Below are 24,542 nucleotides of genomic sequence, written 5' to 3' on the forward strand. Positions count from 1 at the left end.
GACCGGGCCTATCTGCCACTTTTTAGTGTTTCATTTGGTCCATTTCGTCAATATTAACCGTTTTCCTGTTACGGTAAAGCGACATTAGGATAGCCAGACCTACGGCTGCTTCGGCAGCAGCGACGGCCATTGCGAACAATGCGAAAACCTGTCCGGTGATAGACGGGCTCAAACCGTATTTGCTGAAGGTGACGAGATTGATATTCACAGCATTCAGCATCAACTCAATGGAAATCAATACGATTACGGTATTTCTTTTTGTAAGCGCACCGTACAAGCCGATGCAAAATAAAATGAGTGCTAGTGCCAGGAACGCTGAAGCGGGGACTGAACTCATTTGCTATCCCCCTCCTTATCCTCTCGTTTTGCTAAAATAATCGCTCCGATTAGAGACGCTAATAGTAAAACAGATACAAACTCAAATGGAATAATATATTTGCTGTATAATGCTTTACCAACTTCCATCGTGTTGTTTTCATGCAAGGTTGATGGAACCTGCTCGATTGGGAAATTGTAAATGCCGACGTAAACGGCAAAGGCAAAGCCCAAAACACCAAGGAATAAGAAGATTTTTCTCCACTTGCTGCCTTTTGACTCACTTTCATCATCATATGGCTTCGTTAACATGATCCCGAACAGCATGATGATAGTAATCGCACCGGAGTAAATTAACACCTGCACAGCCGCCACGAATTCGGCTGAGAGCAAAATGTAGATTCCGGCAATGGCCACGAATGTGAAGATTAAGGCCACGACCATGTGTACGACTTTATTCAGGTTGAGTAACAGCACGCCGCCGATGATCGCCACAAGCGCAAGGGCCATAAATGCGAAAAACTCGCCAGTTAATGTCATGCTTTATTCACCTGCCGTACGTTTTCATCGTTTTCATCCAAATATTCAAGGTTCTTAAATAACATGTCCCGGCTGTATTCCGCCAGCTCAAAGTTGTTGGTCATAACAATGGCCTCTGTCGGGCAGACCTCGGTACAAAGGTCGCAAAGGATACAGATTTCAAAGTTAATATCGTATGTGTCGATGATTTTCCCTTTCTTCGTCGGGTCCGGATGCTTCTTACCCGTTAACTGAATGCAATCCGTCGGGCAAATATTCGCACACTGATTACACACGATACATTTTTCTGGATAAAATTTCTGAATCCCGCGGAACCGGTCCGGAAGCGGCAGCGGCTCATTCGGATAATCATAAGTAACCTTCTCACGAGACAACTGCTTCAGGGTATACTTCAAGCCTTTAGCTAATCCAAGCACGTTTTTCACCCCTTTAAAAAATTTTTACTTCTATTAATATGTGGTGCCCATAAGCGATGCCTGACACCCATTTCTTTTTTTAGAAAAATAATGATTTGATAACGGCGGTCAGCATGATGTTAGCGAGCGCCACTGGCATTAGGACTTTCCAAGCGAATTCCATGAGTTTGTCGGCGCGCATCCGTGGGAATGTACTTCGGAACCACAGATAGAGGAACAAGATCACACAGAACTTTAACGAGAACCAAACAGCACCCGGGATAAAGTCAAGGAATCCGAATGGGGCCATCCAGCCGCCAAAGAATAATACGGTAATTAAGGCAGTCATTGCGAATAAATACACATATTCTGCTAGCATGAAGAATGCCCAGCGGAAACCGGTATACTCGGTGTGATAACCGGCAACGAGCTCGGATTCTGATTCCGGAAGGTCAAACGGCGTCCGGGACAGTTCCGCAGTCGATGCGATTAAAAACACGATAAACCCGATTGGCTGCAGTAAAATAAACCAGCCGTGCTTTTGAGCATGCACGATATCATTTAAGTTCAAGCTGCCCGATAATAAAATGACACCAAGGACAGACATAACAAGCGGGATTTCATAAGAAATCATCTGTGCTGTTGCCCGTGCTCCCCCGAGCAAGGAGTATTTGTTGTTGGAAGCCCAGCCCCCAAGCAGAATGCCGAAAACCGTCAACCCAGATACAGCCACATAATAGAGAAGGCCGACGCCAAGGTCTCCAAACTGAAAACGGTCGGTAAACGGAATCGTTGCCAGTACCATGAACGATGGTGCAAAGGCGATGACCGGTGCCAAGATAAACATTGGACGGTCAGCCAGTTTCGGGATGATATCTTCTTTTAATAAAAGCTTTAACACGTCGGCAACGGTCTGCAATAGTCCAAAGCGTCCGCCGAGCTGGTTCGGACCGTGACGGAGCTGAATGTAACCCATGACCTTCCGTTCCGCTAAGATTGAGTACGTAACGAACCCTAATACGACTAATAGTAAGACAAGTCCAAAGATAAAGAAGAAGATAAAGTTAAACCAACCTGGACTTGACTGGAGCATCTCTTGTATCATCAGCCGTCCACCTCTCCCAGGACAATATCAATCGCGCCTAAAATGGCAATCATGTTGGCAATGTTTTCTCCCTTTAACAGCTTTGGAAGAATTTGCAGATTGTAGAAGGATGGTCTTCTAAACTTTAAGCGGTACGGTTCTTTTTTTCCGTCGCTGTAGATATAGCAGCCAATTTCTCCGCGCGGCGATTCAATTCTGACAAAAGCTTCTCCTTTAGGCGCCTTAATGATTTTTGGCACCTTTGCGAGGATTTCGCCTTCCTCAGGGAACTGCTCAGCAGCCTGCTCTAAAATTTTCAACGATTCTTCGATTTCCGCCATGCGGCATTGGTAACGCGCCCAAGCATCGCCGGATTCGCGAACCGGCACATCAAAGTCGAAGCGGTTGTAGATGGAATACGGCTCGTCTTTGCGCAGATCCCATTTCACGCCGGTACAGCGCAGGTTAACACCGCTCAAGCTGTATTGCAACGCCTCTTCTTTCGTATACTTGCCAATTCCTTTTACCCGGTTTAGGAAAATTTCGTTCCCGGTTACCAGGCTGTGGTAGCCGGCAAGCTGCTCGCGCATATACGGAATAAATTCTTTCACTTTTTGAATCCAGCCTTCTGGCGCATCCCACTTGACGCCGCCGACACGCATGTAGTTGAACGTCAACCGTCCGCCTGAAAGCTCGTTTAGCATATTAATGATCATTTCCCGTTCGCGGAAGGCGTAGATAAACGGTGATGTTGCGCCAAGGTCAAGCAGGTATGTACCCCACCAAACCAGGTGGCTCGCCACACGGCCCAATTCCATCGCAATCACGCGCAGGAAATCCGCCCGTTCCGGAACCTGGATGCCCATCATTGTTTCTACTGCGTGACAGATCACGTAGTTGTTGGTCATCGCCGACAGGTAGTCCATCCGGTCGGTGTACGGAATAATTTGTGTATATTGCAGGTTCTCAGCCAATTTCTCCGTCCCGCGGTGCAGGTAACCGATGACAGGCTGTGCTTCGGTAATGATTTCCCCGTCTAGTTTTACAACAAGCCGGAATACGCCGTGCGTACTTGGATGCTGAGGACCTACGTTAAGCATCATTTCTTCTGTTTTGATCACTGGTTACACCTCCACATCATACGGCTCATAGTCTTTTCTCAGTGGATAGCCAACCCATTCTTCGCCAAGCATAATCCGGTGCAGGTTTGGATGTCCGGTAAACTTAATTCCCAATAAGTCGTATGCCTCACACTCAGGCCAGTCAGCACCCGCCCACACTGGCTGCAACGATTCGATGACCGGCTCATTGCGGTCAATTTTCACCTTGAAGGCGACGGATTGACGGTTCTTGTATGAGTATAAGTGAACATAAATTTCCATATGTGTTTCAAAGTCAGTTCCGTGCAGCTCTGATAAGTAGTCGAAACCTAACAGCTCATTATACTTTAAAAATTGTGCAAGCTTAAAGTAGGCTTCCCGCTTCACCACAAGGGTTGGAACATCCTTCGACAGTTTATTAATATAAAAATCTTCTAAAACCTCTGAACCCAGGTTTTCTTCGATGACTTTGACGTATTTATCAAGGTATGGCTGGTTCGGAGATGGTTTTGCTTCGGTTGCTGGTTCGGCAGCTCCTGCCCCGCCTTTTGCTGCGGCTGCTTTTGCCTTGGCGGCTGCTACTGCGGCTGCTTTTGCTTTCGCGGCGGCGATGGCTTTTGCTTTTTCATCATCACCTGCTGGTGCATCTCCCGCACCGCCTTCACGTTTTGCTTTGGCTGCTGACGCTGCTTTAGCCTTCGCTGCTGCGGCCGCCTTAGCTTTTGCCGCTGCTGCGGCTTTTGCTTTGGCGTCGTCTCCGCCAGCTCCTGCTGCAGGTTCTGCGGCTTGGTCCGCGCCACCCGCTAGCTCCATTGCTTTCCGTTTCGCTGCAGCGGCCGCTTTTGCTTTTGCTACCGCTGCGGCTTTCTTCTTCGCTAGGTCATCTGCGTCCCCTGCTCCAGCACCGGATGCTTCCGGTGTTGCGGCCTCTGCTGCCGGCTCCTCGTCCACGATGCCTTCACGTTTCTTTTTCGCTAACGCTGCCGCTTTCGCCTTCGCGGCGGCTGCGGCCTTTTTCTTCGCTAGGTCGTCGGAGTCTCCACCTGCTCCCGCTTCCGGTGCTGCAGCCTCTGCTGCCGGCTCCTCATCTGCAATGCCTTCACGTTTCTTTTTCGCTAACGCTGCGGCTTTCGCTTTCGCGGCGGCTGCGGCCTTTTTCTTCGCTAAGTCGTCGGAGTCTCCACCTGCTCCCGCTTCCGGTGCTGCAGCCTCTGCTGCTGGCTCCTCATCCGAAATGCCTTCGCGTTTCTTTTTCGCTAACGCTGCGGCTTTCGCTTTGGCAGCGGCGGCTGCTTTCTTCTTTGCTAAATCGTCAGCATCGCCTGCTTCTGATGCAGCTGGTGCCTTTTCCGGTTCTACAGGCTTCGGCTCAACTTCTTGCTTTGATGCAGCGGACTCAGCTGTCTTTTGACCTGGAGATTCCCCGGCTGCACGGGCTGCTCGTTTCGCTGCCGCTTCAGCCTTTGCCTTTGCCACGGCCTCTCGCTTTAATTGTTCGAGATCTTTTTCCCCGCTCATTTATCAGGTCACCTTCTTCCCAGTCTTCGCTTCGTACCGAATTTTTTCCTTTAATTTATTGATTCCATAAATTAAAGCAGCTGGGTTTGGCGGGCAGCCTGGGATGTACACGTCAACCGGCACAATCTGGTCAACACCCTTGACGACAGAATACGATTTTATGTACGGTCCACCTGCCGTTGCACAGGAACCCATCGCGATTACCCATTTTGGCTCCGGCATCTGGTCATACAAACGGCGCAAAATCGGCGCCATTTTTTTCGTAACCGTCCCAGACACGATCATACAGTCAGACTGACGCGGTGACGGACGGAAAAACGATCCAAACCGGTCCAAGTCATAGTGGGCCGCACCCACACCCATCATTTCTATCGCACAACAAGCCAGACCAAATGTCACCGGGTACAGCGAACTGCTTCGCGCCCAGGCCTTCACTTGCTCCAGCGAAGTCATAAACACATTTTGTTTTAACTCCTGCATCTCCAAATCGGAAATGCCATCTAGTTTTAGATCCATCGTAGCACCTTCTTTTTCCAAGCATACACTAGGCCTAATAATAGCAAGAATACGAAAATTAACATTTCAATCAATGCGAAAACGCCTAGCTTATCATAGGCAACCGCCCATGGATATAAAAACACCGTTTCCACATCAAAAATAACAAACATTAGGGCAAAAATATAATAGCGGACATTGAACTGTACACGGGAATCGTGAAATGGCTCAACACCGCTCTCATATGTGGTCAACTTTGCTTCGCTAGGTTTGTGCGGACGCAAAAGTTTACCTAAATATAATGCCACCACCGGCAGCAACACCCCGAGACATAGGAACACGAAAACTATCAGATAATTATTCTGATATACATTCAAAAGTTCCATGCCTATCCCCTCCAATGTTGTAAATTTTCATTAATTAGATTGTAACCGAATTCATTATAGCATTGTTACAAACCCATGTCGACAAGCCAATCCTGTAAATTGGAAATCTATTCACAATCTCGATTTCCATATTTAGGATGCTAGAAAATAACTCTACAATAAAGTTTACGATTGGGTTATTTTTGGGTATTTGGACCTCTTTTTCCACCCAAAATGCCTCTTAATTCGACAACTACCCCTATTAAAAACCAAAATCCCGGCCATGTCAGTGAGGTTTGTCATTTTTGACACAATCCTTTTTGAAAAATTGTTATTTGATTGGTTTTTCACATAAAAAGTGGTCCAGGCTTCGCAGTTTGTACTTTCCGCTCCATACATTCATATTCTTAAAATCAAAATTCATTCATTTTAGGTTGGAAAGCAGACTTTTACAGTGTGTAATTTCCAGCCAATTTACAATACTTTCCGGTTTCGAGCATTTACTTTCACCTTATGGATCATTACTTTCCTGATTGGGGCATTTACTTCCATTTATAGCAGTTTACTTTCCAGTTTAATCAATTTACTTTCCTCTTTACAAAAATCACCATATTCTTTTGATGCACAAGAACCGTCCCCATGCATCACCGTAAACCCCAACAAAAATAAAAACCCCTCTGACCGGCATCTAAGGCCGGCCAAAGGGGTTGGATTCATTGTTTTTAGATATAAGTACGAGAACCGTAGTTTACAACCCGTATTATAAATTATCGATTTCCCGCAACATTGATACGGTTAACCGCACGGCGTAATGCCGATTCAGCACGTTTGAAGTCGACATGCTCCTGCTGCGCCTGCTGGAGACGCTGTTCGGCACGTTCCTTTGCACGCTGCGCACGTTCCACATCGATATCCGATGCTTTTTCTGCAGCTTGGGCAAGAACAGTTACCTGTTCAGGACGGACTTCTAAAAAGCCGCCGCTGACCGCAATTTGTTCTTGTTTGCCGCCAGCCAATTTCAAACGGACAGCACCGATTTCCAGTGGTGCCACCAATGGAATGTGGCCTGGCAAAATGCCTAGCTCGCCGCTTTTTGCTTTTGTACTCACCATTTCCACATCTGATTCATAAACCGGACCATCGGGAGTTACAACACTGACTTTAATCGTCTTCATATTTTACCCCTCCCTGAAAGGTTAGACCTCTACGCCCATGCGTTTTGCGGCCTCAACCACTTCTTCAATGCGGCCGACAAGACGGAATGCATCCTCTGGAAGATGGTCATATTTACCTTCAAGGATTTCTTTGAATCCTTTAACTGTTTCTTTAACAGGTACATATGAACCTGGCTGACCAGTAAACTGTTCAGCAACGTGGAAGTTTTGTGATAAGAAGAACTGGATACGACGCGCACGGGCAACGACTAACTTATCATCATCAGAAAGTTCGTCCATACCAAGGATCGCGATGATATCCTGTAATTCACGATATTTTTGTAATGTTTGCTGTACTTGACGAGCAACATTGTAATGCTCTTCTCCAACAATATCAGGAGATAATGCACGAGAAGTGGAAGCAAGTGGGTCCACCGCAGGGTAGATACCCATTTCAGAAAGTTTACGCTCAAGGTTTGTTGTTGCATCTAAGTGAGCGAAAGTTGTAGCTGGAGCCGGGTCAGTATAGTCATCGGCTGGTACGTAAATCGCTTGGATCGATGTAACAGAACCTTTAGTAGTTGAAGTAATACGCTCTTGCAATTTACCCATTTCAGTAGCAAGTGTCGGCTGGTAACCAACGGCAGATGGCATACGGCCAAGCAGCGCGGAAACCTCTGAACCAGCTTGTGTGAAACGGAAGATGTTGTCGATGAACAATAACACGTCTTGTCCTTGCTCATCACGGAAATATTCAGCCATTGTCAAACCAGTCAAGGCAACACGCATACGTGCTCCTGGCGGCTCGTTCATTTGTCCGAATACCATCGCTGTTTGCTTGATAACGCCGGAATCTGTCATTTCATGGTAAAGGTCGTTACCTTCACGAGTACGCTCACCTACACCCGCGAATACAGAAATACCGCTGTGCTCTTGCGCGATGTTATTGATTAATTCCTGGATTAATACGGTTTTACCTACACCGGCACCACCGAATAGACCGATCTTACCACCCTTAATATATGGAGCAAGAAGGTCAACTACCTTAATACCAGTTTCAAGAATTTCAACTTCAGTTGAAAGATTTTCATATGTTGGTGCTTCGCGGTGAATGGAATCACGGCGTGCACTTGCTGGAATTTCACCTTTTAAGTCGATAGCTTCACCTAATACGTTAAATACACGGCCAAGTGTTGGCTCACCAACTGGTACGGAAATTGGCTTACCAGTATCTTCTACTTCTAAACCGCGGGTTACACCATCAGTGGATGCCATCGCGATTGTACGAACTGTATCATCACCTAAATGAAGGGCTACTTCAAGGGTTAAGTTAATATCTACTTCAGATGCATTTTGCGCTTTCCTTACGACTCTAAGCGCATTATAGATCTCAGGAAGATGACCATTTTCGAACTTAACGTCAACAACCGGACCCATAACCTGAAGAACATGTCCTTTGCTCATCATTTTTCCCTCCTAACTTACTCTTTGCTGAATCATATCAAAATGGTGACAAGCACCAAACTATTAATTATCAAGCTGCAACGCCAAATGGCCTGCGGCATTTTGTTACTATTCTAACGCTGCGGCACCGCCGACGATTTCCGTGATTTCCTGCGTGATCGCCGCTTGGCGGGCACGGTTGAAGCTTAATGTCAGGCTGCGGATCAGTTCGCCCGCATTGTCGGTTGCGTTGCGCATTGCGGTCATCCGCGCAGCGTGTTCACTTGCTTTACTGTCTAACAGTGCGCCATAAATCAAGCTCTCCGCGTATTGTGGAAGGAGGACCTCAAGAATCTCTTCTGCACTCGGCTCAAACTCATAGGAAGTGAGCTTGTGAGAAGCTTTTATATCCGTTAACGGTAGCAGCTTTTTCTCGGTTACTTCCTGCGAAATTGCACTGATATAGTGGCTGTAATAAACAAATAATTCATCGAATGTTCCATCAGAGAACATGCCGACAGTTGTGCTTGCAATGTCTTTAATATCTTGGAAGCTCGGCTGATCGTTAACCCCGACGATATCAAGGACAACGTTGTAACCCCGCTTCACAAAAAAGTCACGCCCCACTCGGCCAATCGCAATAATCGCAAACTCATCATTGGATGTATGACGGCTTTTGATTGTTTGATGGACACGGCGGATTACGTTACTGTTAAACGCACCAGCAAGACCGCGGTCGGATGTAATCACGATGTAGCCTGTCTTTTTTACAGGACGATGGGTCAACATCGGATGACTCACGCCGCCTGCACCAAGGGCAATCGATGCAGTCACTTCCTGAATTTTTTCCATATAAGGCACGAATGATTTTGCGTTCATAACGCCGCGATTCCACTTCGCAGCAGAAGTCATTTCCATTGCCTTTGTAATTTGACTTGTCTTTTTTGTCGAATTAATCCGCGTTTTTATATCGCGTAATGAAGCCATTAGGTTCTCACCACCCTCATTCAAAGAATGTCAGGCGATGGCTCAAGCACCAGCTTGAAACCATCGCCGCCGTTCAAATTGCCAGACCTTATTGTTCAGAAGCAGCAAACGTCTTTTTGAAGTCGTTGATTGCTTTTGCCATATCATCGTCTTTAGGAAGATCCTTTGTAGTCGTGATGTGGTCTAACAAATCTTTACGGTTGTGGTCTAACCAGCTATGGAATTCTCCTTCAAAACGGCGAATATCCTGTACTGGAATGTCGTCAAGGAAACCGCGAGTTAATGCATAAAGAATCATAACTTGCTTTTCAACAGATAGCGGTTTGTTAAGATCCTGCTTTAGAACCTCAACTGTACGCGCACCACGGTTAAGTTTTGCTTGAGTTGCCTTATCAAGGTCAGAACCGAACTGAGCAAATGCTTCTAATTCACGGTAGGATGCAAGGTCAAGACGCAATGTACCAGCAACCTTTTTCATTGCTTTGATTTGCGCAGAACCACCTACACGGGATACAGAAAGACCTGCGTTGATTGCCGGACGAACACCGGAGAAGAATAGGTCTGATTGTAAGAAAATCTGTCCATCAGTGATGGAGATAACGTTTGTTGGAATATAAGCAGAAACGTCACCTGCTTGAGTTTCAATAAATGGCAATGCTGTGATAGAACCTGCACCAAGCTCGTCATTTAATTTTGCTGCGCGCTCAAGTAAGCGTGAGTGTAAGTAGAATACATCCCCTGGATATGCTTCACGGCCTGGAGGACGGCGAAGTAACAAGGAAAGCTCACGATAGGCAGATGCCTGCTTTGTTAAATCATCATATACGATTAATACGTGCTTACCGCTGAACATAAATTCTTCACCCATTGCAACCCCTGCATATGGTGCTAAGAATAGCATTGGAGCAGGCTGTGATGCAGATGCAGAAACAACGATCGTGTATTCTAATGCGCCATTTTTACGAAGTGATTCAACGGCGTTACGTACTGTAGATTCTTTTTGTCCAATCGCAACATAGATACAGATCATGTTTTGACCTTTTTGGTTGATGATTGTATCGATTGCAACGGATGTTTTACCTGTTTGACGGTCACCGATGATTAACTCACGCTGTCCGCGTCCGATTGGCACTAGTGCGTCAATCGCTTTAATACCAGTTTGCAGCGGCTCATGAACGGATTTACGAGCCATAACGCCAGTTGCTACTTGCTCAACAGGGCGGGTTTTCTTTGCATTGATTGGACCCATGCCATCGATTGGTTGTCCTAATGAGTTAACTACACGACCAATTAGTTCCTCACCAACCGGAACCTCCATGATGCGTCCAGTGCGGCGAACCTCGTCACCTTCTTTGATGTCAGTGAAAGGTCCAAGAATAATGATACCGACGTTATTTTCTTCAAGGTTTTGTGCCATACCCATAACGCCGTTTGCAAATTCAACAAGTTCTCCGGCCATGACATTGTCAAGACCATGGATACGTGCGATACCGTCACCAACGGAGATAACAGTACCAACATCGGTCACTTGAATTTCTGCCTGATAGTTTTCAATCTGCTGTTTTATCAGGGCACTAATTTCTTCAGCTTTGATGCTCATGAGTTTCACCCCTTATACTTTGCGTATACTTTTTACAACATTCTACTTAGAGAATTGTCCAGCTCCAGCTCCCAGCGGCTAGTGTCCTTCGCTCTTCTCCCTACGATAAGTCAAGCACGAATGCGCTATCGCTCTTCGTGTTTCCTTTATCTCAGCCGAAGCGCTCCAGGCCATACGCCGCTAAACGGTCGCTTCCGCTTTTAGCTTAACAATTTACGTTCTAAACGGCTCAACTTGCCGCGTAATGATCCATCATATATACGGTTTCCGATGCGAAGCATAACGCCTCCGAGCAAATCGGAATCCACGATATTTTCAATTCGTAGTGATTTCTTCCCAATCTTAGCGGCAAATGTGGCAGAAATAGCTTCACGTTCCGCGTCTGAAAGCGGGCGAATGCTGGTAACTTGCGCATCAGCAATGCCGAGTTCATCATTTGTCAGCTCCGTGAATTGATTCACAACTTCAACGATTTCGCCTTCGCGATGACGTTCGATTAGGATCAATACTGTATTTAATACATATTGATTAACAGATGTAAAAGCGTTTTTCACAATCTCTTTTTTCTTTTCAATAGGAAGCTTCGAAGATTTGAGAACAGCTTTTAAATCAGGATTGTATTGTAAAACTTCCTTGACTACACGAAGTTCTTCTTCCACTGTACTTAGAATCTGCTGTTCCTTTGCAATTTGAAAAAGAGCCGACGCGTAGCGTTTTGCTACTAGTTGGTTGCTCATCGCCCTTCTCCTGCCTCTTTAATATATTCGTTAATAAGCGCATCTTGGTCCGCTTGAGTTAATTCTCTTTCAATTACTTTAGAAGCAATTAACACAGACAACGAAGCCACTTGTTCACGAATAGCGGCAACAGCCTTTTCTTTCTGCTGTTCGATTTCAAGCTTGGCAGCATCCTTTTGGCGTTCCGCTTCTTGTCGAGCCGCTGCGATGATTTCTTCGCGCTGGATATCGCCTTGCTTTTTCGCATTTTCAATTAAGCTCTGTGCTTCTGCACGGGCTTCTTTTAAAAGATTTCTTTGTTCTTCTAAAAGCTTCTTCGCTTCTCCGCGGCTTTCCTCAGCTGCGTTGATTTCACTTGCAATATGCTCTTCGCGCTGTTTCATGATGCCCATTAATGGACCCCACGCAAACTTTTTCAGCAATGCCAAGAGGACAATAAATACGATCAGCTGGAAGAAGATATCTCCAAAATTAACGTGGCCGCCCGCTTGCTCGGCAGCACCTAATACTAAACTGCTTGTTAACACCCTGGGTTCACTCCTTTCAAGAGTTGCTCACACTAGAAATGCATAAACGAACATAAGTGAAACTCAATCAGTGGGGGTTCTTTTCATCCCCCACTGATTGCTAGTTGAACTTATCGGGCTTTTACGGGCAGTTTAACTACACTGAGTTTCCCCACGCACTAAAGCTTACTGCCCGTTAAAGCGGGATAATAGAATGGCGAAGTTAGATGAATGTCTCTTCGCCATCTGGAGTTTTTAAATTTTATCGGTTTAAGACCATGAACGCGATAACAACGCCGATGATCGGTAATGCTTCTACTAACGCAACCCCGATGAACATTGTAGTTTGTAGTAATCCACGTGCTTCTGGCTGACGAGCGATACCTTCAACTGTACGTCCTACGATAAGACCGTTACCAATACCTGCGCCTACTGCTGCTAGACCAATTGCAATTGCTGCTGCTATAAGATTCATTATTTTGTTCCTCCTTAAAATGTATAAATAAGTTTTATTTTTTATAAAAAAAATATATTAATGGTCATGACTCACTTTGTGTGCCATATAAACCATCGTTAACATAGTAAAGATGTACGCTTGGATCGATCCGACGAAGATCGAGAAGCCTTGCCATACAAGTGTTAGCGGAATGGCGGCGATTGTACCGGCGATTCCTTGGTGTGCTAATCCCGCTGCTAAGAGCGATAGAAGCAATTCACCAGCGTAAATGTTACCGTAAAGACGCAGACCAAGCGTCAATGTGTTCGCAAATTCCTCGATAATCTTTAATGGGAATAAGAATTTCATTGGACTGAAAAAGCCTTCTGCATATCCCTTTGCACCCTTCAACTTGATGCCATAATAGTGGGTAAGACCCAAAATCATGACCGCCAAAGTTAACGTAATCATCGGGTCAGCTGTCGGTGATTTCCACCAAAGCTTTTCGTCAACGACAATTGCGAAAGGAAGACCCAGCATGTTTGATACAAAAATATACATAATTAATGTTATACCTAGGATGTGGAAACGCCCGCCTTCTTTCCAATCCATCGTGCTGTTGATGATGCCCTTAACAAAGTCCATCACCCATTCCATAAAGTTTTGCATCCCCGTAGGTTTCATTGCCAGTTTGCGGGTTGCTAATACGGCAATAAGAAAGACAATCGCACTAGCAATTGTGATCATCAGAATGTTCGCTGCATTAAACCACAGGCCAAACAATTCAAATTCAGGAGCCCCATGATGCATATAAACTCACCTCGCTTCCCTTCATTACCATAGTTAACCGGAATTTTATTGCGAAATTCCGAACGCTTAAAGCTAACTGCGCCTGTTGAACCCCCCTATAGGATTTGTCCAGTCGGCATTTTTGATTTAACCATGCAAAGCATGATAAAAATAATCTATCATAATGACAATGTAGGCTGTCATTAGGCCCAAAACAACACTAACAATTTGAAAATAATCAGGGTATTCTAGCGCAATCATTACCGCAATTGCCGCGATCGCCATTCTTTGCAGCGAGCCCAATGATTTGACCTTTTTTCCTGCCGAAACGGCTTTGTCAAATTTCTCTGTTTTTCTCACTAACATCCAAAGCATAAAGAAACTAAAGCATGTCCCAAGGATCAACCCAAGGAAAGTCGTTTTGTATGTAGTGAAGCCCCAGCCAAGAACATAGATGGACAACAAGTAAAACATCCATTTCCTCTGCCTGTTGTACATTTCTCTGAAATCTGGCATGTTTATTTATCTCCTGAATAGAAATGGCGGATTGACACAAGCATGGAATAAACCCCCGCCGCAAGGCCTAGAAGCAGTCCAATTATCAAGAAAATTGGTTCTGTATCCCATTTCTCGTCCAGCCATCTTCCGGCAAAGATGCCGATGAGGATGGAACCGACCAGCTGGGAAACAATGGCAGACATTAAAGCCATGGCTTGAAATGGATTGCGGTTCTTTTTCATAATAAAATCATCCTCACTTGGCAGAGAATGAAAAACAAAAAGGTGATAATGATAAATCATGAGTGGGCTTTTGTCAAATTAATTTTTGATGAAAACCCTACCACCCACACCCTTTGTTAGCATACAATAGGCACCTTGCGTTGTCAATGAATTTACGTGAATTATTCCACAAACAATTTCCCAATTTTTCATATATCTTGGAAGTCCAAGTCACACTCTTATTGTATTGTAATTCTTGAAGTTTTTTTGGCAATTTTGTGTCCATTTTGTGAACGTTTTATTCTGATTTTTGAAAAATTTCCCGAAGGTTAATCAGGATTTCGGGCGGCATTCTCACTTCGTTTACCGCCCTAATTTTTTGTCTTAATTTTTATAAATTGAAATCATCGTTTCAATAAAATCCTCTTTCCCAGACTTTTTGGCGAAGACTTTGGCTCGGTAAGTTCCTTCATATGGGAGGTCTTCAGCTTTGAAGGCTTTACGGATTAGTCCCTTCTTTACATCCGTGCTTGTGTCGAGAAAGCCGACAAAGCGGTAATCATCAGGGTTGAATAGGGCAATTCCAAACTCCTCCGCGCCCCCCGGGACGTAGACCTCATACTGGTAAGTGCCCGGCTCATCCCCTTCCGCAAAATCAAAGCCCATTATCCTTGGATATCCCGGCTCCTCAAGAACATACAAAAACGGGATTTGAATGGACTGGCTCCCGGCATGTAATGTTAGAAAGCCATCGTGAATTTTCCCTTTAAAAATCTCCGGGTCGACTGAGAGCTCTACGGTAATTTCGCGCGTTTCTGCCGGTTCCAGTGTAACTGCCAGCGGAAAGCGCCACTCGAGGCCGTCGATGTGCTGCGGAATATCAAACGTGTAGCGTTTTGGATTGTCGCTGATATTTTCGATTTTTAATTGCGCTTTATGTACATTTTTCAGGCTGCTAAACTTTCCGAACCTGATACTGCCCGGCATGACCAGCGATTCTGTTTGGATCGCGTCATCTACCCGGATGCGGCCAGCCCCCTGCTCGTACGTGCGGTAATAGGGTCCGGGGGTAAGTTGGGGTTTACCTTTATTGATGCCGCCGATTGGGTCAATTCTGATTGGTTTGCTGGTTGTTTCTCCCGGGCTCGTGCTGCTTGGCTCGCTTGGCTCTTTTACCAACGGTTTGGCGGTATTCATCAACGCCGCTTTAATCTGCTCCGGCGTCCAGTCCGGGTGGGCCTGCTTGATCAAAGCGCAGGCACCTGCCACATGTGGTGCTGCCATGCTCGTCCCCTGCAGGCTTAAGTAGCCGCCGGGAATGGTCGAGTTGATGGCCACCCCCGGAGCGACGAGGTCCGGCTTGATATCCCATGTTTCTGTGACTGGCCCCCTGGAGCTGAAGTCAGCAAGCCGGTCAATTTCTTCATTTATTTTGAGCCTTGCCGTCAATCTGTTGTTTGTTAATTTTTTTCGTAAAAATTCTCCCTCGCTTTTAGTGATCGACCCAATCGGAATATCCACGGGTGCATCGAGATTGCCAATGAAGGTGCCTTTGAGATTGTTTGCGACCACGACCGCCTTTGCCCCCGCTTCATGGGCATTTTTTGCTTTTTCCGAAAAAGTTAACTCGCCGCGCTTCATTAGAACAATTTTCCCCTGAACGTTCTCGAGTTCGTTGGGTTGGCCGATGCCGCCGTCGACGATTGGGAGTGTCCGGTCAAGCGACCAATCCCCCGACCCCTCCATTGGCTGGACCCGGAGCGGGTTTTGCATTCCTTCTATTAATAATTGGGGAATTTCCATTGTAGGCGTTGAGGCCCCAACCGAAATGGCTTTCGCCGATGTTCCTGGGGAACCGACCGTCCACACATTTGGTCCGGAGTTGCCCGATGCAGCGACAGCGACGATCCCATTCTCGACGGCACGGTCGAGCGCCAGACTGATCGGCAGGTCTGGACCGTTGATGCTGTTTCCAAGCGAGAGATTCATGATGTCGACTTTGTCCTTGATGGCCTGATCAATCGCTGCCAGCACCTGCTCGGTCGTCCCCCCGCCGCCTGGACCAAGCGCCCGATACGCAACAATTTTGGCCTCAGGGGCTACACCTCTAATTTTTCCATTTGCGGCAATAATGCCGGCAACATGGGTGCCGTGGATGGTCGCCCGGCCTTGCATGAGCGTTTCCATCGGATCTTGGTCATTATCGACAAGGTCATGGCCGCCGGCGTAATTCCGGGCAAGGTCGGGATGGGTGTAGTCCACCCCGGTATCGATGACTCCGACCGTCACGCCGCGGCCGGTCAGACGTTCATTTTTTTTTGAAAAAAAACCGCGTGCCTCCTCGCCGCCAATGATTTTCACGCTTTCTTCGGTCTCAACCCGATACTCGGTTACCGGGGAGATATGCTGGATTTGGGTTTGCAGGCTGTTCCGGGCCTGGTCCTTGGTCAGCCGGGCGATTGAGTTTGGCGGCCCCTGAATCGAAAATCCATCAATGGCCTTCTCGTATACGCGGCGTAGCTTAATATCCTTATAGGGGGCAAGCAGCCGCTTGATTTCCTGTTCTGTTTTCGGATGGTCAAGCATGACGATGGCGACAGTCTCCTTTGTTGATTTTTGGATCGGGGGATGGATTAGAATTTTCGGTATGGCCGGGATGCCTGTGGTCCCAACATTAATCGTTCCTAGCGTGAGGAGCAGTGCGAGTGCCAATTTCATGTCAAAATCCCCCTTTTTTCCATATCGTGTTCCTTGGGAGGGGAAAGTATGCAGGTTGACTAGGATTGAGACCCGTTATTTTTGTTGTGTATTTACAATTTTTGGATTTACTTTTCGAATTAGATGGAATACTTTCCACTTTTAACGTTTCACTTACACATTTTAGCGACTTACTTTCTTTTTACTTTCCAACCCCATTTTTCACGTGGAATTCCATACAAAAAGCCAGGCGTTCAGCCTGGCTCAGGTAACATAATACTACCTTTTAAAATTTACTCGCTGGATTTGGGTTTTTACTCATCAAAGGATAGGATTTACTCGCCAACTTTTGTCTATTACTCGTCAACTTTCATGATTTACTCGCCAAGCCCCATCTCGAGATACTAAACCACCCCAAAAAAGGTAACTTTTCAATTACCTCTTTGGAATGATTACCATTTATTTGGATATACTTTCCGAATCGGGGCATTTACTTTCCAAATTAGATCGGATACTTTCCACTTTGAACGATTTACTTTCACATTTACGCGAAATACTTTCCAAAATCCCTATTTTACTTTCCACCCCCATTTTTCACGTGAAATTCCATACAAAAAGCCAGGCGTTCAGCCTGGCTCAGGTAACATACTCGCTGGATTTGGGTTTTTACTCGTCAAAGGATAGGATTTACTCGCCAACTTTGGTCAATTACTCGTCAACTTTCATGATCTACCCGCCAAGTCCCATCTCGAGCTACTAAACCACCCCAAAAAAGGTAGCTTTTCAATTACTTCTTTGGAGTGATTACCATTTATTTGGATATACTTTCCGAATTAGGGCATTTACTTTCTATATCAGATTAGATACTTTCCACTTTGAACGATTTACTTTCACATTTACGCGAAATACTTTCCAAAATCCCTATTTTACTTTCCAACCTCATTTTACACGTGGAATTCCATACAAAAAGCCAGGCGTTCAGCCTGGCTCAGGTAACATACTCGCTGGATTTGGGTTTTTACTCGTCAAAGGATAGGATTTACTCGCCAACTTTGGTCAATTACTCGTCAACTTTCATGATCTACCCGCCAAGTCCCATCTCGAGCTACTAAACCACCCCAAAAAAGGTAGCTTTTCAATTACCTCTTTGGGGTGATTACCATTTATTTGGATATACTTTCCGAATCGGGGCATTTACTTTCCAAATTAGATCGGATACTTTCCACTTTGAACGATTTACTTTCACATTTACGCGAAATACTTTCCAAAATCCCTATTTTACTTTCCACCCCCATTTTTCACGTGAAATTCCATACAAAAAGCCAGGCGTTCAGCCTGGCTCAGGTAATTTTATAGAATTACTTCGTCCCAAACAACCGGTCTCCGGCATCGCCAAGTCCTGGTACGATATAGCCGTGGTCGTTTAACTTCTCGTCAAGAGCAGCGATGTAAATGTCAACGTCAGGGTGCGCCTCTTTCAGAGCTTCGACGCCTTCTGGTGCGGCAATCAAACACATAAATTTGATATTTTTAGCTCCCCGCTTTTTCAAGCCGTGAATCGCTTCAACGGCTGATCCGCCAGTTGCAAGCATTGGGTCAACTACGATGAAGTCGCGCTCTTCGACGTCGCTAGGAAGCTTGACGTAATATTCAACCGGCTTTAGGGTTTCTGGATCGCGGTACAGACCGATATGGCCCACTTTCGCAGCCGGGATTAACTTCAAGATTCCGTCTACCATGCCAATACCAGCGCGCAAAATTGGCACAAGGCCGATTTTTTTACCAGAAAGAATTTTTGATTTAGCCGGACACACAGGTGTTTCGATGTCAGTATCTTCAAGCGGCATGTCTCTTGTGATTTCAAACGCCATCAGGGTTGCCACCTCGTCGACCAGCTCGCGGAATTCCTTTGTTCCCGTATGTTTATCGCGTATGTAAGTAAGTTTATGCTGAATCAGTGGATGGTCAAAAACGTATACCTTCGCCACAATGATCGCCCCTTTATAAAAAATTAATTTTAGCAGTCGTCTCATTTTACAGAAAAAAAAGCCTGTGAGCAACTCAGAGCGCGATGTTTGATTATTCAAAAAAAGACACAAAGGGACGGCTCTCTGTCCTCACAAAAGTGAGGTAGAAGAACCGTCCCCATGCATCATATTTTAGTATTCTGGATAAAGGGTAAATTTGCTTGTTAACGCGTCAACGCGTCCACGAGCTTCCTCTAGCTTCGCTTCATCTTCATGATTTTTCAACGTGAAGGCGATGATGGAAGCAATTTCGTCCATATCTTCCAACCCGAAGCCGCGGCTTGTGACTGCAGCTGTACCAATGCGGACGCCGCTTGTCACGAACGGGCTATTCTGATCGAACGGAATCGTATTTTTGTTAACGGTAATGCCGACTTCGTCAAGCACTTTTTCAGCCACTTTTCCAGTTAAACCAAGGCTTGTCACATCGACAAGCATTAAATGGTTGTCCGTACCGCCGGAAACCAGCTTCAAGCCTTCTTTTTGCAGGCTTTCTGCTAAACGCTGAGCGTTTGCAATGATTTGACGAGCATATTCCTTAAAGCTGTCCTGCAGTGCTTCGCCAAAAGCAACAGCTTTTGCAGCGATGACGTGCATAAGCGGACCGCCTTGGATTCCAGGGAAGATCGACTTATCGATTTTCTTGCCCCATTCCTCAGAGGTTAGAATCATCCCGCCGCGTGGACCGCGAAGAGTTTTATGAGTAGTTGTTGTAACGAAATCAGCATATGGCACTGGGTTTTGGTGCAGACCTGCCGCAACAAGACCAGCGATGTGCGCCATGTCGACCATTAGGTACGCGCCAACTTCATCAGCGATTTCACGGAACTTCGCAAAATCGATTTCACGAGGGTAAGCACTGGCACCAGCAACAATCATCTTTGGCTTGTGCTCAAGGGCTTTTGCACGAACATCATCATAATCGATGCGGTGTGTTTCTTGGTCGACACCATATTCAACGAAGTTATATTGAATTCCACTGAAGTTAACTGGGCTTCCGTGTGTTAAGTGGCCGCCGTGGGATAAATTCATGCCAAGCACGGTGTCACCTTGCTGAAGAACAGTGAAGTAAACGGCCATGTTTGCCTGTGCACCAGAGTGCGGCTGAACGTTGACATATTCCGCTCCAAAAATTTGCTTAGCGCGTTCGCGAGCTAAATCTTCAACAACATCGACATATTCGCAGCCGCCATAATAACGGCGTCCAGGGTAGCCTTCTGCGTATTTATTCGTTAAAACGGAGCCTTGGGCTTCCATAACAGCTTCACTGACAAAGTTTTCGGAGGCAATCAGTTCAATTTTAGAACGTTGACGGCCCAATTCTTGCTGGATTGCTTGAAAAACCTGTTCATCGGCTTTAGGTAAATGCTTCATGATTCATTCCCCCTCATACGTAAATAAAGTAACGTTAGAAAATTCCTTCTTTATTGTAACATGTTTTTCAGTTATGTAAACACGTAAGATTCTATTTTTAAAAATTTTATCGTTCGTGTTTCACGTAATAATAATGATAAGAAAACCAAAAATCGTTCGTGTTTATCCACAGACTTCTAACTACAGCTCGAATTAGCGTCGGTCCGTTCGTAAACCGCGCGGGCCCCGCCGATGAGTTTTGGTCTTGTTTTAGCCAGTGTCACATGGGCATGTCCCAAGAACTTCTGTTTAACGCGGACGGGGACAGCAACATGTTTCAGATGCATGCCGATAAGGGTGCTGCCAATGTCAATGCCTGCCTCCGCCTTCACGAACTCAACTACAACAGCATCATTCATTTTTTCAAAAGCATATGTTGCCATCGCCCCGCCCGCCTTCCGGACTGGGACGACCGAAACCTCTTCGAAGCCGCGCCCGGCGGCAGCCGACCGTTCCACCACGAGTGCCCGGTTCAAGTGCTCGCAGCATTGAAAGGCTAGATGAACTCCAGTTTCTGTTTGGAATTTTTGCATTTGGCGAAAAATCATTTCGGCTACTTCAATCGTTCCTGCCGTTCCGATGCGCTCGCCGATTACCTCGCTTGTACTGCAGCCGATTACGAGAAGATGCCCCGGCTTCAAGGAAGCCTGCTCCTTAAATTCAGTTAAAATTGCTTCAAGTTCGTTCTCCCATTGCTGAATCATAACCCGCAACCTCCCATCGTTCATGATCCAGGGCTTCAGCCCCTGCTATTGCTTAAAGATGCTTTTCTTCATAATCCGTAATTTTACCGACGCGGTTGGCGTGACGGCCGCCTTCGAATTCGCCAGTGAGCCAGATTTGGGCAATATCACGGGCCAGTCCAGGACCAATGACGCGCTCGCCCATCGCCAGGATATTGCTGTCATTATGGGCACGTGTTGCTTTTGCACTAAAGGTATCGTGGACAAGTGCACAGCGGACACCCTTCACTTTGTTGGCAGCAATGCTCATGCCGATGCCCGTCCCGCAAATTAAAATCCCGCGGTCAAACTCGCCGCTCGCTACCTTTTCCGCTACAGGCAGGGCATAATCCGGATAATCAACAGACGACGCGCATTCGCAGCCAAAATCCACATACTCAATCTTTAATTCCTCCAGCAGGCTGGCAATTTCCTTACGAATATTCACGCCGCCATGGTCAGAAGCTAATGCAACTCTCATCTCAAAAACCCCCTAATCAAAAACTTCAATTTGCTTTTAATTTTGACATACTGTGCAAAAAATATAAAGCGAGAAAGCGGTATACTTTCTGACAAGTTGAAAAGACCTATTAACCGTCAGTTGCATAGAAAAAAGTCTTACCTAATAGGCAAGACTTTTTTAACTAATAAGATTGTTATTTTGCAGTTAACGCAGTATATGCGTTTGCTTCGCCGGATCCGAATAGCTCGTCATGGCCTTTTTTGCCATAATCAATGGCAGTTTTTTCAATCAGAGCCTGCACTTGGGCTGGATTATACTCAGGATGGGCTGCCTTGATTACACCAGCAATACCAGCGACCTTTGGTGCGGCCATGGAAGTGCCGTGCAGGTAAGCATAGCCCTTGTTATCGACCATGGTAACATATGGAGCCAAGTATGTTGGCCAAGTTGACAGCGCACGATAAGTAAAATCACGTTGAGCTAAATCGCGTGAACCATCATACACAGGGCCGTTGTCCCCTCCAGGTGCTGCTACATCAATAAAACTATTGCCATAGTTTGAATAGAATGCCAACTTATCCGTTGACCACTTGTTGGAGGAAGAAACAGTAATAACGCCAGGAGTACCGCCTGGAACCTCAAATGTTACCCCTTTAAAAACAAGGTTTTCATCCCCATAATTTGCATTCATATAATCTGTAAGCGACTTTTTGTCAGCATAATTTACAGAATCATTCCCCGCAGCAGCAACGATCGTAACATTTTTCTTAACAGCATACTGAACGGCGCGCTTCCAAAGAAGGATATCCGCGATATCGGAATATCGAGTGTCTTGATAGGTATATTTCAAATTGTCGAATCCGCCAAGTGACATATTAATAACATCGACATCATCATCGGCCGCTTGAACGATGGCCGCAACAATCGGTGCAGTAGGTGCACTGCCCGAGGCATCAAAAATACGGTATGCACGGATTCCTAAATTCGGCCCGACCCCTTTTACTTTTCCGTTCCCAGCGATGGAACCTGCCACATGTGTGCCGTGCCCGTTTGTATCTTTCACTTTGGTTTCATCTATAACCGTTCCACCATAACCGCCTTCAGGGACAAAGTTCACCCCTCCCATAAAGTTCTCCATTAAATCAGGATGCTCAGGATCAATCCCGGAGTCAATGATGCCGACAACAGCCTTATGGGTAACGCCAGCTGCCATTTTTATACCGCCTGATTCTACAGCAAACGATTTCCCATCATTCGTTAAATGGCGAATATCCCACTGCGAGCTCCAATATGTACCATCCGCATCTGGAGTAATATCCACCGGCAGTCCATCCGCCCCTTCAGGATTTCCATTTTCGAGCTTATAAGTCCTCTCAACATTTGCCGCGGCAATTTTTCCGCTAGATTTCAACTGGCTGAGAAAAGCAGGATTTGCCGAGCGGACTTCCAACCCGCCTACTTCCGGCATCGCCCTGATGACCTCTCCCCCAGCACTCTTAATTTCAGAAAGATAGTTTTTCGGTAATGATTGATTAAATGCAATCAGGTAATTTTTACTTTCTACCTTTGTACTGGCAGATGTATGCAGGTTTGTAGAGAAAGTTACTAGAGACATCGCTAAAACACTGCTGGCCGCTATAGCCATCATTCTTTTTTTCTTCTTCAAAAGCAAAACCTCCCTATATTTGTCCTAACATTTTCAATTTTAAATCTATCAATATCCATTTGAAACAAGTTCTCATCGTAAAAGAACGACAGCATTTTTCTGCAACATGGCTAAGTTTGTCAGATGATAGACTTCAGATAAAATCCATAGAAAAAAGGCCAAGAGTATAAAAACACTCCTGACCTTTTCTATGGATTTAGTTTTTCAATGGCTTTGTCAATCAGCTTATCGAGTTCCTTGTAGGTGGCTTCATAGATTGCGAGGCTGCCGCCGTACGGATCGGTGACGTCGTGATCAAACTCTTCGCCGGTAAATTCTTTTAACGTAAACACTTTTTCAATTGCCTTTTGGTATTGCTGCTGGATGGCGAACTTATGGGAGGCGGTCATGGTAAGAATCAAATCTGCCCAGTCGACCTCCTCAGCAGACAGCAAGGTGGAGCGATGGTTATTCGAAATCTGATTGTTCGCGAGTACCTCTTTCGCATTCGCAGAGGCATCGCTGCCGCTTGCGGCGTATATTCCAGCAGACTTGACCTCGATTCCGTCCAGCTGTTTATTTTTCAAAATGGCCTCCGCCATCGGACTCCTGCAGGTATTTCCTGTACACACAAATAATATTCGCTGCATATGTACGCCCCCTTCCCCACCTATTATAGAACAATTTTCTACGTTCAAACCGTTTCAAATGTCCCTTTTCTAAAAATTTCTTAAAAAAATACAGCCATCAGCTTAATGCCAAACGCCAGCAAAATCGCTCCCCCTAGTGCTTCGCTGTACGCACCGAGCCAGCCCCGGACCTTTTTGCCCAAAAGCAGGCCAGCCCATGTCTGCAGGGTGGCTATGACACCAAAACAGACCAGGACTAAAACGGTTTTCGCGCCATAAATCCCCAGTGTCAAACCGACGGAAAAGCTGTCCAGACTTACGCTCAGCGCAAAAAATAAAAGGCCGAAGCCGACCGGCGAAATCACCTTTTCATCATCGTCTTTAAGGCTCGACCAAATCATCTGCACCCCTAAAATGATTAAAAGCAGGCCGCCGACAAACGAGGCAAGCGCTCCAAATTGTTCTGATAAAAATCTTCCCGCCGTCATGCCTGCGAGCGGCATCAACACATGAAAGATTCCAATGATCATTCCTATTTCAAATATTTTTCTATACGCAAGTTTGTACATCCCCATGCCAAGGCCGACTGAGAAAGCATCCATTCCTAGTGCAGCTGCCATCAACATGAGTGTTATAATTTCCCCAACCATTTCAGACATTCTGACTTCTCCCCCTTGGACTAACTATTTCAGCATATGCACGTCCAAATCCGTTTAGAAGCCAAGCAGGGAAATCGCGAGGAAAGCCTTTTTAAAAAAAGACC

General features: G+C 45.9%; 26 protein-coding genes. All 26 read right to left on the bottom strand.

Annotated features, from left to right (window positions below; translation table 11 throughout):
• Positions 1-22: 22 nt before the first annotated feature.
• Complete coding sequence (gene nuoK / locus ACZ5AE_RS27605) at positions 23-337, bottom strand: NADH-quinone oxidoreductase subunit NuoK (RefSeq protein WP_213147985.1); 315 nt, start codon at positions 335-337, stop codon at positions 23-25.
• Positions 334-855, bottom strand: a complete 522-nt coding sequence (locus ACZ5AE_RS27610; RefSeq protein WP_464568021.1) for an NADH-quinone oxidoreductase subunit J — start codon at positions 853-855, stop codon at positions 334-336. The genes nuoK and ACZ5AE_RS27610 overlap by 4 nt, the downstream gene beginning before the upstream one ends.
• Entirely contained in the window at positions 852-1,271 is a 420-nt protein-coding gene (gene nuoI, locus ACZ5AE_RS27615; RefSeq protein WP_213147983.1) for an NADH-quinone oxidoreductase subunit NuoI, read from the bottom strand. Before nuoI ends, ACZ5AE_RS27610 begins: the two co-directional genes overlap by 4 nt.
• A gap of 79 nt (positions 1,272-1,350) precedes the next feature.
• Positions 1,351-2,355 carry an NADH-quinone oxidoreductase subunit NuoH gene (gene nuoH, locus ACZ5AE_RS27620; protein ID WP_464568023.1) on the bottom strand — a complete coding sequence of 335 codons (1,005 nt, stop codon included), beginning with the start codon at positions 2,353-2,355 and terminating at the stop codon, positions 1,351-1,353.
• Positions 2,355-3,455, bottom strand: a complete 1,101-nt coding sequence (locus ACZ5AE_RS27625; protein ID WP_464568025.1) for an NADH-quinone oxidoreductase subunit D — start codon at positions 3,453-3,455, stop codon at positions 2,355-2,357. Before ACZ5AE_RS27625 ends, nuoH begins: the two co-directional genes overlap by 1 nt.
• Before the next feature lie 3 nt (positions 3,456-3,458).
• A complete protein-coding gene (locus ACZ5AE_RS27630) occupies positions 3,459-4,952 on the bottom strand; it encodes an NADH-quinone oxidoreductase subunit C (RefSeq protein WP_464568027.1) in 1,494 nt (497 codons plus the stop codon).
• A gap of 3 nt (positions 4,953-4,955) precedes the next feature.
• The gene (locus ACZ5AE_RS27635) at positions 4,956-5,468 is read right to left on the bottom strand and encodes a NuoB/complex I 20 kDa subunit family protein (RefSeq protein ID WP_464568029.1); all 513 of its coding nucleotides are present in this window, start codon (positions 5,466-5,468) and stop codon (positions 4,956-4,958) included.
• Positions 5,459-5,833 carry an NADH-quinone oxidoreductase subunit A gene (locus tag ACZ5AE_RS27640; protein ID WP_213117141.1) on the bottom strand — a complete coding sequence of 125 codons (375 nt, stop codon included), beginning with the start codon at positions 5,831-5,833 and terminating at the stop codon, positions 5,459-5,461. The genes ACZ5AE_RS27635 and ACZ5AE_RS27640 overlap by 10 nt, the downstream gene beginning before the upstream one ends.
• 746 nt (positions 5,834-6,579) lie before the next feature.
• Positions 6,580-6,987: a F0F1 ATP synthase subunit epsilon gene (locus tag ACZ5AE_RS27645; RefSeq protein ID WP_464568032.1), complete on the bottom strand. Its 408-nt coding sequence runs from the start codon at positions 6,985-6,987 to the stop codon at positions 6,580-6,582.
• Positions 6,988-7,008: 21 nt separating this feature from the next.
• The gene (gene atpD, locus ACZ5AE_RS27650; protein ID WP_464573746.1) at positions 7,009-8,430 is read right to left on the bottom strand and encodes a F0F1 ATP synthase subunit beta; all 1,422 of its coding nucleotides are present in this window, start codon (positions 8,428-8,430) and stop codon (positions 7,009-7,011) included.
• Positions 8,431-8,538: 108 nt separating this feature from the next.
• Positions 8,539-9,396, bottom strand: coding sequence for an ATP synthase F1 subunit gamma (gene atpG / locus ACZ5AE_RS27655; protein ID WP_464568034.1), 858 nt, complete (start codon positions 9,394-9,396; stop codon positions 8,539-8,541).
• A gap of 88 nt (positions 9,397-9,484) precedes the next feature.
• Positions 9,485-10,996, bottom strand: a complete 1,512-nt coding sequence (gene atpA / locus ACZ5AE_RS27660) for a F0F1 ATP synthase subunit alpha (RefSeq protein ID WP_464568036.1) — start codon at positions 10,994-10,996, stop codon at positions 9,485-9,487.
• 200 nt (positions 10,997-11,196) lie between these two features.
• Entirely contained in the window at positions 11,197-11,733 is a 537-nt protein-coding gene (locus ACZ5AE_RS27665) for a F0F1 ATP synthase subunit delta (protein ID WP_464568038.1), read from the bottom strand.
• Entirely contained in the window at positions 11,730-12,260 is a 531-nt protein-coding gene (locus ACZ5AE_RS27670) for a F0F1 ATP synthase subunit B (protein ID WP_464568040.1), read from the bottom strand. The genes ACZ5AE_RS27665 and ACZ5AE_RS27670 overlap by 4 nt, the downstream gene beginning before the upstream one ends.
• A gap of 241 nt (positions 12,261-12,501) precedes the next feature.
• On the bottom strand, positions 12,502-12,714 hold the full coding sequence (atpE, locus tag ACZ5AE_RS27675; RefSeq protein ID WP_027323467.1) for a F0F1 ATP synthase subunit C: 213 nt from the start codon (positions 12,712-12,714) through the stop codon (positions 12,502-12,504).
• A 57-nt stretch (positions 12,715-12,771) separates the two neighbouring features.
• Positions 12,772-13,485 carry a F0F1 ATP synthase subunit A gene (gene atpB, locus ACZ5AE_RS27680; protein WP_464568042.1) on the bottom strand — a complete coding sequence of 238 codons (714 nt, stop codon included), beginning with the start codon at positions 13,483-13,485 and terminating at the stop codon, positions 12,772-12,774.
• 126 nt (positions 13,486-13,611) lie between these two features.
• Entirely contained in the window at positions 13,612-13,980 is a 369-nt protein-coding gene (locus ACZ5AE_RS27685; protein ID WP_464568044.1) for an ATP synthase subunit I, read from the bottom strand.
• A gap of 2 nt (positions 13,981-13,982) precedes the next feature.
• Positions 13,983-14,207, bottom strand: a complete 225-nt coding sequence (locus ACZ5AE_RS27690; RefSeq protein WP_464573747.1) for an AtpZ/AtpI family protein — start codon at positions 14,205-14,207, stop codon at positions 13,983-13,985.
• A 360-nt stretch (positions 14,208-14,567) separates the two neighbouring features.
• The gene (locus tag ACZ5AE_RS27695) at positions 14,568-16,901 is read right to left on the bottom strand and encodes a S8 family serine peptidase (protein ID WP_464568046.1); all 2,334 of its coding nucleotides are present in this window, start codon (positions 16,899-16,901) and stop codon (positions 14,568-14,570) included.
• A 1,337-nt stretch (positions 16,902-18,238) separates the two neighbouring features.
• Positions 18,239-18,868, bottom strand: coding sequence for a uracil phosphoribosyltransferase (gene upp, locus ACZ5AE_RS27700; RefSeq protein ID WP_464568048.1), 630 nt, complete (start codon positions 18,866-18,868; stop codon positions 18,239-18,241).
• 171 nt (positions 18,869-19,039) lie between these two features.
• Positions 19,040-20,281: a serine hydroxymethyltransferase gene (gene glyA / locus ACZ5AE_RS27705; RefSeq protein WP_464568050.1), complete on the bottom strand. Its 1,242-nt coding sequence runs from the start codon at positions 20,279-20,281 to the stop codon at positions 19,040-19,042.
• A gap of 176 nt (positions 20,282-20,457) precedes the next feature.
• Positions 20,458-21,024, bottom strand: coding sequence for a TIGR01440 family protein (locus tag ACZ5AE_RS27710; RefSeq protein ID WP_464568052.1), 567 nt, complete (start codon positions 21,022-21,024; stop codon positions 20,458-20,460).
• 52 nt (positions 21,025-21,076) lie between these two features.
• Positions 21,077-21,523, bottom strand: a complete 447-nt coding sequence (gene rpiB / locus ACZ5AE_RS27715; RefSeq protein WP_464568054.1) for a ribose 5-phosphate isomerase B — start codon at positions 21,521-21,523, stop codon at positions 21,077-21,079.
• Positions 21,524-21,698: 175 nt separating this feature from the next.
• Positions 21,699-23,171, bottom strand: coding sequence for a S8 family peptidase (locus ACZ5AE_RS27720; RefSeq protein WP_464568056.1), 1,473 nt, complete (start codon positions 23,169-23,171; stop codon positions 21,699-21,701).
• A gap of 188 nt (positions 23,172-23,359) precedes the next feature.
• Positions 23,360-23,800, bottom strand: a complete 441-nt coding sequence (locus ACZ5AE_RS27725; protein WP_464568058.1) for a low molecular weight protein arginine phosphatase — start codon at positions 23,798-23,800, stop codon at positions 23,360-23,362.
• A gap of 80 nt (positions 23,801-23,880) precedes the next feature.
• Positions 23,881-24,438 (bottom strand): manganese efflux pump MntP, encoded by a 558-nt coding sequence (locus ACZ5AE_RS27730; RefSeq protein ID WP_464568060.1) that lies wholly within the window; start codon positions 24,436-24,438, stop codon positions 23,881-23,883.
• Between the last annotated feature and the right edge of the window lie 104 nt (positions 24,439-24,542).

Source organism: Neobacillus sp. S1227, from assembly GCF_055385255.1.

What these genes read in the sequence shown, in the direction of transcription:
- nuoK (WP_213147985.1), bottom strand. Translation starts at nt 337, where the DNA reads ATGAGTTCAGTCCCCGCTTCAGCGTTCCTGGCACTAGCACTCATTTTA.
- ACZ5AE_RS27610 (WP_464568021.1), bottom strand. Translation starts at nt 855, where the DNA reads ATGACATTAACTGGCGAGTTTTTCGCATTTATGGCCCTTGCGCTTGTG.
- nuoH (WP_464568023.1), bottom strand. Translation starts at nt 2,355, where the DNA reads ATGATACAAGAGATGCTCCAGTCAAGTCCAGGTTGGTTTAACTTTATC.
- ACZ5AE_RS27630 (WP_464568027.1), bottom strand. Translation starts at nt 4,952, where the DNA reads ATGAGCGGGGAAAAAGATCTCGAACAATTAAAGCGAGAGGCCGTGGCA.
- ACZ5AE_RS27635 (WP_464568029.1), bottom strand. Translation starts at nt 5,468, where the DNA reads ATGGATCTAAAACTAGATGGCATTTCCGATTTGGAGATGCAGGAGTTA.
- ACZ5AE_RS27640 (WP_213117141.1), bottom strand. Translation starts at nt 5,833, where the DNA reads ATGGAACTTTTGAATGTATATCAGAATAATTATCTGATAGTTTTCGTG.
- ACZ5AE_RS27645 (WP_464568032.1), bottom strand. Translation starts at nt 6,987, where the DNA reads ATGAAGACGATTAAAGTCAGTGTTGTAACTCCCGATGGTCCGGTTTAT.
- atpD (WP_464573746.1), bottom strand. Translation starts at nt 8,430, where the DNA reads ATGAGCAAAGGACATGTTCTTCAGGTTATGGGTCCGGTTGTTGACGTT.
- atpG (WP_464568034.1), bottom strand. Translation starts at nt 9,396, where the DNA reads ATGGCTTCATTACGCGATATAAAAACGCGGATTAATTCGACAAAAAAG.
- atpA (WP_464568036.1), bottom strand. Translation starts at nt 10,996, where the DNA reads ATGAGCATCAAAGCTGAAGAAATTAGTGCCCTGATAAAACAGCAGATT.
- ACZ5AE_RS27665 (WP_464568038.1), bottom strand. Translation starts at nt 11,733, where the DNA reads ATGAGCAACCAACTAGTAGCAAAACGCTACGCGTCGGCTCTTTTTCAA.
- atpE (WP_027323467.1), bottom strand. Translation starts at nt 12,714, where the DNA reads ATGAATCTTATAGCAGCAGCAATTGCAATTGGTCTAGCAGCAGTAGGC.
- atpB (WP_464568042.1), bottom strand. Translation starts at nt 13,485, where the DNA reads ATGCATCATGGGGCTCCTGAATTTGAATTGTTTGGCCTGTGGTTTAAT.
- ACZ5AE_RS27685 (WP_464568044.1), bottom strand. Translation starts at nt 13,980, where the DNA reads ATGCCAGATTTCAGAGAAATGTACAACAGGCAGAGGAAATGGATGTTT.
- ACZ5AE_RS27695 (WP_464568046.1), bottom strand. Translation starts at nt 16,901, where the DNA reads ATGAAATTGGCACTCGCACTGCTCCTCACGCTAGGAACGATTAATGTT.
- glyA (WP_464568050.1), bottom strand. Translation starts at nt 20,281, where the DNA reads ATGAAGCATTTACCTAAAGCCGATGAACAGGTTTTTCAAGCAATCCAG.
- ACZ5AE_RS27710 (WP_464568052.1), bottom strand. Translation starts at nt 21,024, where the DNA reads ATGATTCAGCAATGGGAGAACGAACTTGAAGCAATTTTAACTGAATTT.
- rpiB (WP_464568054.1), bottom strand. Translation starts at nt 21,523, where the DNA reads ATGAGAGTTGCATTAGCTTCTGACCATGGCGGCGTGAATATTCGTAAG.
- ACZ5AE_RS27725 (WP_464568058.1), bottom strand. Translation starts at nt 23,800, where the DNA reads ATGCAGCGAATATTATTTGTGTGTACAGGAAATACCTGCAGGAGTCCG.
- ACZ5AE_RS27730 (WP_464568060.1), bottom strand. Translation starts at nt 24,438, where the DNA reads ATGTCTGAAATGGTTGGGGAAATTATAACACTCATGTTGATGGCAGCT.